This window comes from Coprococcus hominis (ex Arizal et al. 2022) (assembly GCF_040094675.1).
GTDB lineage: Bacteria > Bacillota > Clostridia > Lachnospirales > Lachnospiraceae > Coprococcus_C > Coprococcus_C hominis.
The window spans coordinates 26,931-40,614 of the sequence record NZ_JBBNHG010000031.1 but is presented as its reverse complement, the minus strand read 5'-3'; the positions used below and the strand labels follow the sequence as shown (position 1 = coordinate 40,614).

Annotated in this window: 11 protein-coding genes and 1 tRNA gene; 2 read left to right on the top strand and 10 right to left on the bottom strand. The window is 46.2% G+C overall.

Features of this window, described 5'->3' with window-relative positions; all coding sequences use genetic code 11:
• Positions 1-9: 9 nt before the first annotated feature.
• From AAAT93_RS05790 to AAAT93_RS05750, 9 genes are all read right to left on the bottom strand, one after another.
• On the bottom strand, positions 10-579 hold the full coding sequence (locus AAAT93_RS05790) for a hypothetical protein (protein ID WP_227572795.1): 570 nt from the start codon (positions 577-579) through the stop codon (positions 10-12).
• A 40-nt stretch (positions 580-619) separates the two neighbouring features.
• A complete protein-coding gene (locus AAAT93_RS05785) occupies positions 620-1,375 on the bottom strand; it encodes an SDR family NAD(P)-dependent oxidoreductase (RefSeq protein ID WP_117780918.1) in 756 nt (251 codons plus the stop codon).
• Positions 1,372-2,751, bottom strand: coding sequence for an RsmF rRNA methyltransferase first C-terminal domain-containing protein (locus AAAT93_RS05780; protein ID WP_227572923.1), 1,380 nt, complete (start codon positions 2,749-2,751; stop codon positions 1,372-1,374). The genes AAAT93_RS05785 and AAAT93_RS05780 overlap by 4 nt, the downstream gene beginning before the upstream one ends.
• Position 2,752: 1 nt before the next feature.
• Positions 2,753-3,988 (bottom strand): GTPase HflX, encoded by a 1,236-nt coding sequence (gene hflX / locus AAAT93_RS05775; RefSeq protein WP_021985485.1) that lies wholly within the window; start codon positions 3,986-3,988, stop codon positions 2,753-2,755.
• 35 nt (positions 3,989-4,023) lie between these two features.
• Positions 4,024-4,950: a tetratricopeptide repeat protein gene (locus AAAT93_RS05770; RefSeq protein ID WP_118670715.1), complete on the bottom strand. Its 927-nt coding sequence runs from the start codon at positions 4,948-4,950 to the stop codon at positions 4,024-4,026.
• A 21-nt stretch (positions 4,951-4,971) separates the two neighbouring features.
• Positions 4,972-5,982 (bottom strand): M15 family metallopeptidase, encoded by a 1,011-nt coding sequence (locus AAAT93_RS05765; protein ID WP_118670714.1) that lies wholly within the window; start codon positions 5,980-5,982, stop codon positions 4,972-4,974.
• A gap of 17 nt (positions 5,983-5,999) precedes the next feature.
• Positions 6,000-7,304, bottom strand: coding sequence for a phosphomethylpyrimidine synthase ThiC (gene thiC, locus AAAT93_RS05760; protein WP_118544978.1), 1,305 nt, complete (start codon positions 7,302-7,304; stop codon positions 6,000-6,002).
• Between the two features lie 124 nt (positions 7,305-7,428).
• Positions 7,429-10,020, bottom strand: a complete 2,592-nt coding sequence (locus AAAT93_RS05755) for an NYN domain-containing protein (RefSeq protein ID WP_227572794.1) — start codon at positions 10,018-10,020, stop codon at positions 7,429-7,431.
• 89 nt (positions 10,021-10,109) lie between these two features.
• Positions 10,110-11,759 carry a S8 family serine peptidase gene (locus AAAT93_RS05750; RefSeq protein WP_227572793.1) on the bottom strand — a complete coding sequence of 550 codons (1,650 nt, stop codon included), beginning with the start codon at positions 11,757-11,759 and terminating at the stop codon, positions 10,110-10,112.
• Between the two features lie 139 nt (positions 11,760-11,898).
• On the opposite strand from AAAT93_RS05750, the gene AAAT93_RS05745 reads away from it, so the two are divergent.
• Positions 11,899-12,768 (top strand): sigma-E processing peptidase SpoIIGA, encoded by an 870-nt coding sequence (locus AAAT93_RS05745; RefSeq protein ID WP_118544975.1) that lies wholly within the window; start codon positions 11,899-11,901, stop codon positions 12,766-12,768.
• A complete protein-coding gene (gene sigE / locus AAAT93_RS05740) occupies positions 12,765-13,493 on the top strand; it encodes an RNA polymerase sporulation sigma factor SigE (RefSeq protein WP_021985478.1) in 729 nt (242 codons plus the stop codon). The genes AAAT93_RS05745 and sigE overlap by 4 nt, the downstream gene beginning before the upstream one ends.
• Positions 13,494-13,594: 101 nt before the next feature.
• Here the strand turns inward: sigE and AAAT93_RS05735 are convergent.
• Positions 13,595-13,678: transfer RNA gene (locus AAAT93_RS05735), tRNA-Leu, on the bottom strand.
• Positions 13,679-13,684: the final 6 nt, after the last annotated feature.

Genomic DNA, 13,684 nt, shown 5'->3' with positions numbered 1-13,684 from the left:
TCCTCCTTGCTACACGCAGAACGTCAGTATCTGTTCCCGCATATACTGGTCAATTAATTTTGTCTTGTCATTCGGTTCACCGATGCTATGAATCTTCTTCGCAAAGGCATCCGTATCCGTGTACAGGTGAACAATGTATTTGTACTTGCTGTTTGCAAGTGCCTGTTGCATGAATGTCTCGTATTCCTTCTTCTCTTCCTTGAAATGTTTATCTAATACAAGCGCGTACACACTTCCGTTTCTGACACAGACCGCATCGTAGTAATGCATCCCCTCGGACTGTGTAATCACAAGATCGTAGATCATGTCCGTCTCATCGGTCTGCCCGTGTACCACGTCATAAACATCCTGCGGCATCGTCTGAAATTTCGCACACATAATATAGGCAATCAGAAACTTTGCAAACGGCAGAACAAGGAGTATCGCGAATATAATACCGATACGTCCGGTGTCACCAAATGCAAGCAGCATGGAAAGAATGATCGAAGCAATCATGATCGCAAGGATCAACGTCACAAGCAGCTTTCCTTTTTTGTAATAATTAATATAGCCATACTGGCCTTTTTCTTTCTTTTTCATTGCAATAAGTCTGTCCTTTATTTTAGATATATCAAGCTGTTTAGTGTATGAATGGAACAATTAAGCCATGCGGAATAATCTTTGTCACAACTCGGAATGCCTTCATGACAACTCCATACGTTGATACGGTCTTTCCTTTCATTGCATCCTTTATTGCAAGTGTAACGACTTTGCCTGCATTGGCACGCAGGATAACCTTATATCCTTTGGTCTTGGTATAGCTTTCTGCGATATCAAAAAACTCCGTGTTTACCGGTCCCGGACAGACAGCGGTTACAACGATCCCATGCTTCTTCAATTCCTGATGCAAGGCTCTGGAGAATGAAAGCACATAGGATTTGCTTGCTGCATAGACCGCGAAGTTTGGCTGCGGCATAAATGCAGCGGAGCTTGCAATATTGATGATATTCGAACGCTTCGCCATGTATGGAAGGGAAATCTTCGTCATACGTGTCAGGGATTCACAGTTCAACCGGATCTCGCCCGCCAAATCTTCCTCGGAGATCTGCTCGACATAGCCCATCTTTCCATATCCAGCAGCATTCACAAGCACGCGGATCTGTGGATGGAATTTCTGCAGCATTTCCTCGTAAGTCCCAACGGCATCCCGGTCGCACAGATCAATCGGAATTGTCCGTACATGGACACCGTGCAGGGATTCCTTTAATTCATTCAATCGTTCTTCTCTTCGTGCGATCAGCCAGACCTCGTCAAGTGTGACAAAATGCTGATTGATCTGTTTGGCGAACTCTCTTCCCAAACCGGAAGAGGCACCTGTAATTACTGCTATCTTCATGACATCAACCTCCATCCAGGTAAATACTTGTTCTTCAAAACTCCTTGGTTTGCTTTACCGAAGCCAAGTGGATATCCATCTACACATACTAATACGTAACCGTTTTTGACCGATGCATCATCGAAATCAATCGTCTCGCCCTTTAAGTATTTGATGACCTTTGCATCATCCGCAGGAAGATCGAGACAGTTATCAAATTCTTTCTTTGTAAGCGCCATTGCAAGTGACTGGCTCGGTTCGAAGCGGTTCTTCTTGATCTCGCCGACATACAAGCCACACCGTAAGATCCGGAGTCCGCGGACTGTTGGGAAGCTTTCTGGTATGTAGTATAGTTTATCGCCTGAGATTTCAAACCGTTCCGGATGAAATTCGTGCGTCGTATGTGATAAAAATTCGGTGACGGAATCCGGCAGCTTTGCGCGCTTGACCGGATAATCGCCATAATTGGCGCGGTTATCCCGATCGCCCTGCTTCTTGACAAGGCATACAAAATGTCCCTCGCCCTCGATCTTATGTGGCCAGAGTCTGGCGCAGCGCTTCAGTGTCTCATTTCCGGTGTTGCCCCATTCCGGATGTCCGTGGTCAAAGCCCTCATACGGGTGGAAATCCACCAGCTCCAGACGATCATCCAACGAAAGCAGATATTCGATGGACTGCTCATTTTCAAGGGGCGCAAATGTACAGGTCGAATAAAGCAGCATGCCACCGGGTTTAAGCATTGTGACAACCTGATCTAAGATGCTTCGCTGCAGGTCGGCAAACAACTGATTGCCGTTATTCTCCCATGCGGTGATCATCGATACGGATTTGCGGAACATGCCCTCTCCGGAGCACGGCGCATCGATCAGGATCTTATCAAAATATTCGTGGAAGCGTTCGGCTAATTTGTAAGGTGCTTCGCTGATAATCAGCGCATTTTCTGCGCCGAAAACCTCTAAGTTCTTCAGCAATGCCTTCGCGCGCGAAGCACTGATATCATTCGATACAAGCAAGCCGGTTCCGTGTAATTTCGCCGCAAGCTCGGTTGATTTGCCACCCGGTGCGGCGCAGATATCGAGCACCCGGTCTCCTGCCTCCACAGGCAGTACATGTGCCGGTGTCATGGCAGAAGGCTCCTGAATATAGTAAAGCCCTGCAAAATAATATGGATGCTTGGATGGCTTATCCAGTGTCTCATCGTAATAAAATCCATTCTCACACCATGGAACCGGGCGCAGATGAAATGGATTGATCTTCAGAAATTCTTCCACAGATATCTTCATCGTGTTGATGCGGATGCCGTGATGCATCGGCTGTTCGAGGCATGCCGCATACGAATCATAATCGTCCTGAAGAAGCGTTCGCATATTTTGTTCAAAAGTAATCGGTAATTCCATGTTATAATAGCCCTTTCGTGCCTGCATCGACATACGCACGGACGAAGATGCCGTCCTCGCGGTATTCTTCTTCTAACAGATTGCCTGATTTGCGGATCTGCTGGATCACGCCTGCCTTGGCGTATGGAATCGTCTGTTCAATGTAAATGCGGCTCTGGTTGATAATTTCTGCGAGAATATCCGTGATCTTCTCGAATCCGGTCTCCTGTTTGGCAGAGATATATAACGTATGATCTGCCTGAAAATCTTTGACAGCCGGGAGTTCGTCCACTTTGTCTATCTTGTTAAATAATGTGACAACCGGCTTATCCTTTACGCCTAACTCACGCAATGTATCATATACAGTCAGGATATGCAGATCTGCCTGTGGGTTCGAGATATCAACGACATGGAGGATAATATCGGCAAACTTTGCTTCTTCTAATGTTGAACGGAATGCATCAATCAGATGATGTGGCAGCTTGCGGATAAAACCAACCGTATCCGTCAGGATGATCTCCTGTCCATTCGGGAGCTTGTAGTTCCGGGAGGTCGGATCAAGGGTTGCAAACAGCTTATCCTCCTCTAAGACACCCGCCTGTGTCATATGATTGAGCAGTGTTGACTTGCCGGCATTCGTATATCCAACGATCGATACGATCGGTATATGGCTGTTCAGACGCTGCTTGCGCATTACCTCGCGGTGCGCAATATCGTCTTTCAGGTCAGCAGACAGCTTTGAAATACGTTCACGGATCAGACGGCGGTCGACCTCGAGCTTCTTCTCACCGGGACCTCTCGTACCGATACCACCACCAAGACGGGACATTACCTGTCCCATACCGATCAGACGGTTGCTGCGGTATTTGAGCTGTGCGAGTTCTACCTGAAGCTTACCCTCCCGTGTTGTTGCGTGTTTCGCGAAGATATCTAAGATTATCATCGTCCGGTCCATGACCTTTGTGTCCAATTCCTGCTCCAGATTCTTCATCTGGATCGGCGATAATTCATCATCGCACACGACACCCGTCGCACCAAGACGCTCCACCATGTCTCGCAGATCCTCGACTTTACCAGTTCCGAGATAAGTCGCTTTCTCGATGGAATCTTTGTTTTGGATCATGCGTCCAAGTGTCTCAGCACCGGCGGTTGCTACCAGTTCTTCCAATTCATCCAGATTGGCTGGAACCTGTTCGCCGTTGTCTAAATCAACCGCAAACAGAATGACTTTTTCAATTTCTTCTTTATTTTCGTACATAGAATGTCCTTTTAGTTTACATAAATAAATTATTGTTACTCTACTGCGCTGGAATTCTCTGGTTCTGAATACAGGTGGTAACGATCATTGACAGGAACTTCATTTACATTCACACGGGTATCCAGATAGGCGTATAAATCCTGTCCCTTCTGATCTTCCGGATATTTGGCAATATAGGAAGTGGCACGTGAAAATGCTTCGGTATAGTTTTGTAGCTCTTTATAGCACATGATCTCTGCATATAAGATTTCCTGCAGATAGTCACTGTCTCCTGCGGATTCTCCCTGTGCAAGATAGGTTAATGCCTGATTATAGTCTTTGGTGTCATAATAATAGGATGCATATTTATAATTCACATATGCATCGATTCCATGATAGTTCGCGTAGATATCCAGATATTCTTTCATCTTATCATAGCTTTTCTGGTTTTCATAACAGATGGCTGCATAGATACTGATATCCTTATGTCCGTTTTCCACTGCCTTTGTGAAAGTCGCGACAGTTGAAACATAATCTCCGCGCTGATAATTGCCAAGCGCATGAGACAGGTCGGACAGATAGGAAAGCTGTTCCTTGTCATACTTGGAAGTCGGGTATTTTTTCTGGATATCCAGATAAGTCAGCTCCGCATCGGAGAACAACTGGAGCTGCATCATGCAGTCTGCCTCATATAGCAGAATATCTACATTGATGGAGTCTGAAAACCATTGTTTCTCCGCATAAGCTTCCTTGAATTTGTCCAAAGCTTCCTGATAGTTTCCCGCTTCATAGAGAGAAACCGCTTCCTTGCGGATGCTCTTTTTGTGCGAAAATATATTTACACACACAATAATAAATGCAAGGAGCATAACGCCAAGACAGATCAGGTGGAAACGACGGATGCGTCGCTTTCGTTCCCGTCTGCGGCGCGCCATCTCCCGTTCGTATGGTCCTTTTTTCATATGTTTATCTGGTTTACTCATATACTTTCTATCTTTCTATTTCTAATTTAAAATATCCAGCGGATTTTCGGTTGTTGCTTCCGTTGTAGCTTCTGTTGTTGCACTAGGATCTTCGGCTGTCACAGCGGTTGGATCAACTGCCGGTGTGGCAGAGGTTGCTGTGGCTGTGGATACGGAACCACCATTTACCAAAGTGTAGAACTCTTCTAATGTCAGGTTGTTCGTCGTCATAAAGACAGCCGCATCTCTTCCGACATAGCGGAAATGCCATGGCTCAAAATTATGTCCGGTAATGCTTTCCTTACCTTCTGGATAACGGACGATGAAACCGAAGGAAGAACAATTCTGCATCAGCCACTGGTTTGTTGGAAGCTGTGATACAACAGCAGGGTCTAACTCTGCAACATCATGCGCTGTTACATCGAATGCAAGACCGGTTGCATATTCCCCACTACCCTCGGTATCGGCGCTGATATAGCCACCCTTGATCGTATACTCACTTCCGGCAGCGTTACATGCTTCCAGCATTGCAAGCAGATCGTTGTAGATGCGTTCATCTACGATATAACCACTGTTCAGAGTATGTTGTTCAAAGGTATATCCATCCGGAATCGGGTTTGTATCGTTGACAAGCATCAGGTAATCTGGATTATTCTGGTAGATATACGTTGCCTGCTCGCGTAGAACAGCCTGTGGATCAACTTCTTCCGTAGTGGAAGCTTCGCTGGTTGCTTCCGTCGTTGTAGCGGTGGAAGTCTTCTTCTTGCCAGAGATTCCGTGAATCAGTAAAACCAGCAATACAATAAAAATCACAACCCCAAGCACGGTATAAAATAGTAAACTGTAATCACCGGCTTTCATATGTTTTTTCACTCTGCGGATATGTCTGCGGATAATCCGGTAAAGCTTTTTGAACAGCTTTTTCAAATGCTTATAGACAAACTTTGCAAATACCGCAATGTAGTGAAAGACATATGCAAAAAATAATCCTACACCCTGAAAAAATACTTTTGCATATTTCTTTATGTTTTCCCAAACTTCTTTTTTTTCCATAAGTACCCTCCCATTTTTTATAAGATGTCAATGTATTCTCCTGCTAACGCTTTATTCATGCTTCGTACAGCACAGAACTTTCCACACATCGAACATGTATCTTCATGCTCCGGGCTTCTGTCTGCCCGGATGGCTTTGGCAGTTTCGGGATCTAAAGCGCATTCCCACTGCTTGTCCCAGTCTAATACGCGACGGGCATCTGCCATTTTATCATCGATATCACGTGCTCCGCGCACGCCCTTCGCGATATCGGCTGCATGTGCGGCAATCTTCGATGCGATGATTCCCTGCTTGACATCGTCGACATTTGGCAATGCCAGATGCTCTGCCGGTGTTACATAGCATAAGAACGCGGCACCTGCCTGTGCGGCGATCGCACCACCGATAGCGGCAGTAATATGATCATAGCCCGGTGCAATATCCGTTACCAGAGGACCAAGTACATAGAATGGAGCACCCATACAGATCGTCTGCTGCACCTTCATGTTGGCTGCAATCTGATCCATTGGCACATGTCCCGGTCCCTCGACCATAACCTGTACATGCTTCTCCCACGCACGCTTGGTAAGTTCACCGAGTCGTACAAGCTCTTCAATCTGGCAGACATCGGTTGCGTCGGCAAGACAGCCCGGACGACAGGCGTCTCCAAGGGAAACGGTTACATCGTACTCAGCACAGATATCTAAGATTTCATCGTAATATTCGTAAAATGGATTCTCTTCTCCGGTCATTGTCATCCATGCAAAGACGAGGGAGCCACCACGGGATACAATGTTCATCTTCCGTTTATGCTTCTTGATCTGGTCAATTGTCTTTCTTGTGATGCCACAGTGCAGTGTTACGAAATCCACACCATTTTCTGCGTGCAGACGTACCACATCAATAAAATCCTTCGCGGTCAGTGTTGCAAGATCGCGCTGGTAATGAATCACTGAATCATAGATTGGTACGGTACCAACCATAACCGGACATTCAGCAATCAGCTTCTTACGGAACGGTTCTGTATTTCCGTGGGAAGACAGATCCATAATGGCGTGTGCACCGAGATTGACAGCTTCCATGACTTTCTTCATCTCAATATCGTAATCCTTGCAATCTCTGGAGATGCCGAGATTGACGTTGATCTTCGTCTGAAGCATGGACCCGATTCCTTCTGGATTCAGACAGGTGTGTAATTTATTTGCAGGAATGACAACTTTTCCCTCTGCTACAAGTGGGAGTAATTCATCTTCCCGCATATGTTCTTTTTCAGCAACTTTTGTAAGTTCCGGAGTGATAATGCCCTTTCTGGCTGCATCCATCTGTGTTGTATATTCTCTCATTGAAACCTCCTGTTATGTCAAACTATATCTATTCTAGTCATAATTACTCAAATTATAGCATAGATTTCCTATAAATACAAATAACTGCACCCATAAATTGTTGATTTACAGGTACAGTTATGCTCTATTTGATATCGTACATTTCCCGCAGCTCTTTTGCAGCTGCTTCCATCGCAGAATATAGCTCTCTGGAGGAAATGATCTGACAGCCGGCACCGCGTGTGATCGTCTGGATCAGACCATCTGAAGTGGCAACGGTCATCTGGTATTGTCCTTCATTTTCATGTGTATAGGCTTCGATAAACTGATCGGCAGTCTGGTTTTCCTTTGTGTGCACGATTTCGATATCCTCCTGCACGGTCGTACTGCCATGATTGCCCTTTACCTTATAGCCATCAAAGACAAGCAGGGTTTTGACACCGGTGATCCCCTGGTAATTTGATAACAGGGAAATGAGCTTATCCTTTGCCGCATCGAGATTCGTTTTTGCAAGCTCCGTCAGGGATTCCCATGCAAAAATAACATTGTAGCCATCTACGATCAGGCGCTTTTCTTTTGGCGTGACGATTACCTTGGATGCTTTTCCGGTGTAAGTCTCTGTGTGCCGCACGATCTTCTTTTTATAGATCTGTTTTTTCGCATTTTGGTTTGCAGTCTGCCCGGACAAAATCGCATCGATCTCGTCTAATCCAATCGAATAATCAAAGTTTTCCCGGCTGTGAACGGTATATTCTGCCTGTTCCTGCTCAGTGTCCGTTGCATCACTGACGTGCATATATGCCTTTACCTGATCCCACGGGACAAGGAAACCGGAACCATGTGCGCAGAATACAGAGGATGTCGGGTTGCGTAAATCCGCTTCTGGATCATATGGATGGGTCTGTATGACCTCTTCCTCGTTGTGACACGGCATGTAGCCGCGGAAGCTTACCTGAAACTCGCCCTGCCCTTTCGTAAATGCGCGTACATGAAGCTGGTAATCCCGCAACGTTGCAACTGGTCCGTGTCCGCGTATGATTGCACGGTCGCCAAGCTGTTCCGGTGCCTCCATGACCGCATACATAGACTGCAGGTCTGTCATGGCGTGTCCAATCATCGAAGCAGGTATTTCCAATGTAAAATCATATTCCGGTTCTAAAATAATCGTACCAGCTTCCATCAGCCCCTGCCGCACTGCACGGTATGTTGCCTGACGGAAATCTCCGCCCTCGGTATGTTTCGTGTGGGCACGTCCGTTTATTACAGTGAAATGTACATCCGTTAAGGGTGCACCGATCTTTGTGCCACGGTGCGTCCGTTCCAGCAGATGGGTATAGACCAGACGCTGCCAGTTTTTGGCAAGGATATCTTCGCTGCAGTCAAGGGATGCATCCACGCCGCTTCCACGTTCTGCCGGTTCAATACGGATATGTGCCTCTGCATAATGACGCAGTGGTTCAAAATGTCCGACACCGATCACCGGCTGGGCGATCGTTTCTTTATACAGGATCTTACCGCTGTCAAAAGTCGGCACAACACCACAGCGGTTTTTGATCAGTTGTGTCAGAATCTCAATCTGAACCGGGCCCATCAGCATGATCTGGATTGTTTCAGTCGGTTCGTTCCATGACAGATGCAGCTCTGGAAGTTCTTCATCGAGATCTTTTATTTTTGTATACATCAAACGTGTGCTGACAGCTTCGTCAAAGGTGATCGTATAGGAAATCACCGGCTCGATGCACGCCATCGGGTTATCACTGTAATCGCCGATGCCGTCCCCTGCCTGTGCGGTTTCCAGCCCCGTAATACTGCAGATATGTCCTGCGGTTACGGTTGGAACGGTCTGATAATGTTCCCCATTATAGATACGGATCTGTGTAACCTTCTCTTCTCCGACGGTATCCCGGACAGATAAGGATCCCTGCATCACTTTGATATGGGCGAGCCGGTTTCCCTTTTCATCGCGGGTAATCTTATAGACGCGGGCACCAAACGGTGCTTCGGTCAGGGTTTGGTACGCATCGGTTGTGTAAGCATCTAAACCGTTTAAAAGTGCATCCACACCAATTCCTTTTAGCGCGCTTCCGAAATAACACGGGATGATATGCCGCTGTTTGATCATAGTCTGGATACAGGTATCAGAAAGTGCCCCCTGTTCCATATAGGTATTTAAAATGGTTTCATCCTCCGATGCCATTGCGATGGATTCATAGAAATCCTCCGATGTATGGATAGTACCCTGCTCATAGCAGGAAAATGCGACGATTTTATCAGAAAAATCCTGTAATTCAGTCAAAATCTCTGACTGGAGATTGTCAGGCTGATCCATTTTATTGACAAATAAAAATACTGGAATCCGATATTCGTTTAATAATCGCCAGACTGTCTTTGTATGCGCCTGAATCCGGTCAGAGGCACTGATCACAAGGATGGCATAGTCAAGTACCTGTAAGGTACGCTCCATCTCAGCGGTAAAATCCACGTGCCCGGGTGTATCTAGCAGGGTAATATCTGTTTCAGCGGTGGAAAGCTCTGCCTGCTTGGAAAAAATCGTAATGCCCCGGCTTCGCTCCATCTCGTCATGGTCGAGTAAGGTATCACCGTTATCGACCCGTCCTGCCTGCTTCCGGACGCCGGTCTCATAGAGGAGTTCTTCCGAAAGCGTTGTTTTTCCAGCATCGACGTGGGCTAAAATACCGATTGTAATATGCTTTTTTTCTGCGGTTGTTTCTGCCATCGAAACGCCCTCACTTTTCTTCTGTTTTTCGTTTAATTACACTGAAATCTATCATAGCACAGATTCCGGGAATCGTCGACACCGGAAATCTAGGACAGAATCGGTGGATTGTATCTGGGGACGCTGGCATTGGCGCATAATCTCCCCCAGCCCTCGGAAGGATTTGGAATCTGTTTGCTGCCAGGTAAGGCGCGTGCTGCGTTGATCAGATAGGCTTTTACCCGCGCACCGTACAGGAAAGAATCGTTTCCATCGGTAATGCCCCATTGCATCAGATTGGCTGCGGCAGAGGCAACAAATGGTGTCGCAAAGGAGGTGCCGCTTACCAGCCGGTATCCACCGCTGGCATTGGCGGCAAGGATATCAACACCCGGGGCGACCAGATCCGGCTTTTGGATAGATGTACTTCCTTTTCCTGAAAATGGTGCCACGCTGAGCCTTGCCCCGTTATAGGCACCAACGCTGATCACGTTTGAGGCAGATGCTGGAATTGTCAGGGAAAGGTCAGTTGTTGGAACCTCGAATTCTACAGTTGCCTGTGTGGATGAGGCAACCGGGAGCCATGCATCAATCTGATAGGGCTGATCAAAATACGGCTGGATGGAAAGACTCCAATATCCATACGGAATTACCGTTCCACGAAAAACAATAAAGATCTCTCTTCTTGGGTTAAAAGGTGTTGCCTGCCCGATCTGTATAGAAATCTGTGTTGTGGCAAGTACGAAAGAATAAAATTCTCCGGCATTTTGGGAAGGTATGTAGGTGGTTGCCTGCCCAGCTGGAGCCTGTATGCGAAAAAGAAAGGCGGTCGCAGGTGCAAACCACAGTTGTAAAGAGAAGGTAAGAAGTCCATCTCCGACAAGGATTCCAACGGTTTGTGCAGTATTTCCTCCGATGTAACGGTGTCGCCCGGTGTTCCCCTCGTTGCCCATCCCGGTTACGATTGTGACTTTTCCGTTTGCGCGCAGGGCATCCAGATACTGCTCTACGATTGAATTTCCATAGTGATCGCCGTAATTATTTCCATAGCTCAGATTTAAAACAAGTGGAAGGCGCTGCTGCATGGCATAGCGGACAATATAGTCGACTGCACACAAAAATGCGGCGGTATTTGGACGGGAGGCTACGCCAATCAGAGAAGCTCCGGTACTGAATGCCGTCAGGATACTTGCGACTGCGGTTCCATGTCCACTTGTATCATAGCGGCGATCCGTTCCTTCTGAAACAACAGATTGAATCTGGTTCGCAGAATATTCTGTACCAAATCCATAGGGTTCCGGTGGAATACCGGTCTGTGATTGATCCCAATAAGCAACGATCCGGCTTTTGCCGTCTTGGGTAATCAATGCAGGATGCATAAACTCCAGTCCGGAATCTACGATTCCAATCAGGATACCATTGCCGCGTAAAACGCTTTCCTGTTCGTCATACATTGGAAAGCATGCAGCAATCCGGTCTTCTGCCTGTACTGCCTGCTCGTACTCCATCTGCCGTGTCAGGTCGATGTATAAAACCTCTGGCATATATGCCAGACGAAGAATCTCTTCTTTGGAGGCTGTTCCAACTGCAAAACGGTTCAATAACGGAACTATTGGAAAAACAGCGATTTCCTGTAAGGAATCAAATGCACCAAGATACCGGATCAAAATGGTAAACTGCCGCGTGGAACTTTGGTCTGTCTCCAAGGACACTGCCAGCCCGGTGCTGATTTTCTCGGTAGAATAGACAGATTTATCCATAATTCTCTCCTATTGCTTGTATTTGGTCGAATGGCGATGTCGAAAATGCTTGGAATTTTACGAAATCAGAATACGAATTATGACATTTATTTCATGCGGAATTATATATAATACGGAGGAATGATCAAAGGAGGTGAACATGACCTATGTTGTCTACGCCGATGTATTGTTTCTGTATCACTGTCTTGTGAATGTGACGCTGCTCTGCATGATACAGACGATACTTGGGCAGTCCATAAAAATCCTCCGCACATGTATGTGGACGATTTTTATGGCAGCTTTATCGACAGGTATTTTTTTGATAACGATATCTTTATGTACTCTCTATTATGTATTATATGCCACAAGCTACTTTTTTATGACATATTTTCTTACAAAACACGTGCCATATCCGATTCCAATGTGGAAAATGATACTGGTCGTGCTTGCTGGTTGTATATGGTTGGCTGGAATGCTGCAATTATTTTACATAGCGGACGGCACAGCGTTTCGGACCCCCGGATTTTATCTGACATGTATCGCTTCGGTATTGGTATGCCGGATTGCCCGGCGGATATATGACCGAAAGCAGATGCAAGCCCACGCATATGCAGTAGAACTTGTGTTTCCTGCAAGGACACTCTCTGCCAATGCCTTTGTGGATACTGGAAACCGGCTTCAAAATCCCTATACAAAACAACCGGCAATCCTTATAAACTATCGTTTATTGAAAAATCTTCTGTCTGAGCAAAGCTACGCACAACTCGAACAGTATCATAAAACCGGACAATTTCCGTACTTACAAATGAACGAAACCGGAGAAATCACGTTTTTTCCGATTTCTTACCATACCATAGGAAACCGGTTTTCCCTGATGCCGGCAATTACGATTCCAAAGCTGGTGTATACGCAATCGCGCACAACATTCTATGCGGTCACAGCTGGAATCAGCCGGGAAATCTTCTTTGAAAACCGATATGACGTATTACTGCATGAAAAATTACAACCTAAGAAGGAGGAACCAACATGATTAGCATCGTCAGCAACAATATGATCCGTTTCAATATCAAGAGCATAGCGAATTATCTCTTATTTCCAAAAAATGAAGTGCATTATATCGGAGGCGCGGAGATTCTTCCGGCACCACTCTCCTCAGAGGAGGAAACCTTGCTCTTGACGCATCTGGATGATGATGTTTTAGAGGCAAGACAGACGTTGATCGAGCATAATCTGCGTCTGGTCGTTTACATTGCAAAGAAATTTGATAACACGGGTGTCGGCGTGGAGGATCTGATCTCGATCGGTACGATCGGACTGATCAAAGCAATCAATACCTTTAAGTCGGACAAAAATATCAAACTGGCAACGTATGCCAGCCGTTGCATCGAAAATGAAATTTTGATGCATCTACGCCGCAATTCCCGTATCAAAACCGAGGTTTCCATCGATGAACCACTGAATGTGGACTGGGATGGAAATGAGCTGCTGCTCTCCGATATTCTTGGCACGGAGGAAGATCTGGTGTACAAGGATATCGAAGATGAAGTCGATTTGAACCTGTTGGAACAGGCAATGGACATTTTAAGTGACCGGGAGCGCACGATCATCGAGCTTCGATATGGGATTGGCCATGATGATGAGGAAATGACGCAAAAGGAGGTTGCAGATCTGCTTGGAATCTCACAGTCGTACATCTCCAGACTGGAGAAGAAGATCATTCGTCGGTTGCGAAAAGAAATGATCCGGCTTGGATGATACTTGATATTTTTGCGCACCTTTTGCGCACCTACCATGTTTTTAGTAACAAAAAATGCGGGAATCCTTAAATTTTAAGGACTCTCGCATTTTACATTCAATGCCGGTGGCGGGACTTGAACCCGCACGATGTTGCCATCAACAGATTTTGAGTCTGCCTCGTCTGCCAATTCCGACACACCGGCGGAACA

Coding starts and splice junctions, on each gene's coding strand:
- AAAT93_RS05790 (WP_227572795.1), bottom strand. CDS start 579: ATGAAAAAGAAAGAAAAAGGCCAGTATGGCTATATTAATTATTACAAA.
- AAAT93_RS05785 (WP_117780918.1), bottom strand. CDS start 1,375: ATGAAGATAGCAGTAATTACAGGTGCCTCTTCCGGTTTGGGAAGAGAG.
- AAAT93_RS05780 (WP_227572923.1), bottom strand. CDS start 2,751: ATGGAATTACCGATTACTTTTGAACAAAATATGCGAACGCTTCTTCAG.
- hflX (WP_021985485.1), bottom strand. CDS start 3,988: ATGTACGAAAATAAAGAAGAAATTGAAAAAGTCATTCTGTTTGCGGTT.
- AAAT93_RS05770 (WP_118670715.1), bottom strand. CDS start 4,950: ATGAGTAAACCAGATAAACATATGAAAAAAGGACCATACGAACGGGAG.
- AAAT93_RS05765 (WP_118670714.1), bottom strand. CDS start 5,982: ATGGAAAAAAAAGAAGTTTGGGAAAACATAAAGAAATATGCAAAAGTA.
- thiC (WP_118544978.1), bottom strand. CDS start 7,304: ATGAGAGAATATACAACACAGATGGATGCAGCCAGAAAGGGCATTATC.
- AAAT93_RS05755 (WP_227572794.1), bottom strand. CDS start 10,020: ATGGCAGAAACAACCGCAGAAAAAAAGCATATTACAATCGGTATTTTA.
- AAAT93_RS05750 (WP_227572793.1), bottom strand. CDS start 11,759: ATGGATAAATCTGTCTATTCTACCGAGAAAATCAGCACCGGGCTGGCA.
- AAAT93_RS05745 (WP_118544975.1), top strand. CDS start 11,899: ATGACCTATGTTGTCTACGCCGATGTATTGTTTCTGTATCACTGTCTT.
- sigE (WP_021985478.1), top strand. CDS start 12,765: ATGATTAGCATCGTCAGCAACAATATGATCCGTTTCAATATCAAGAGC.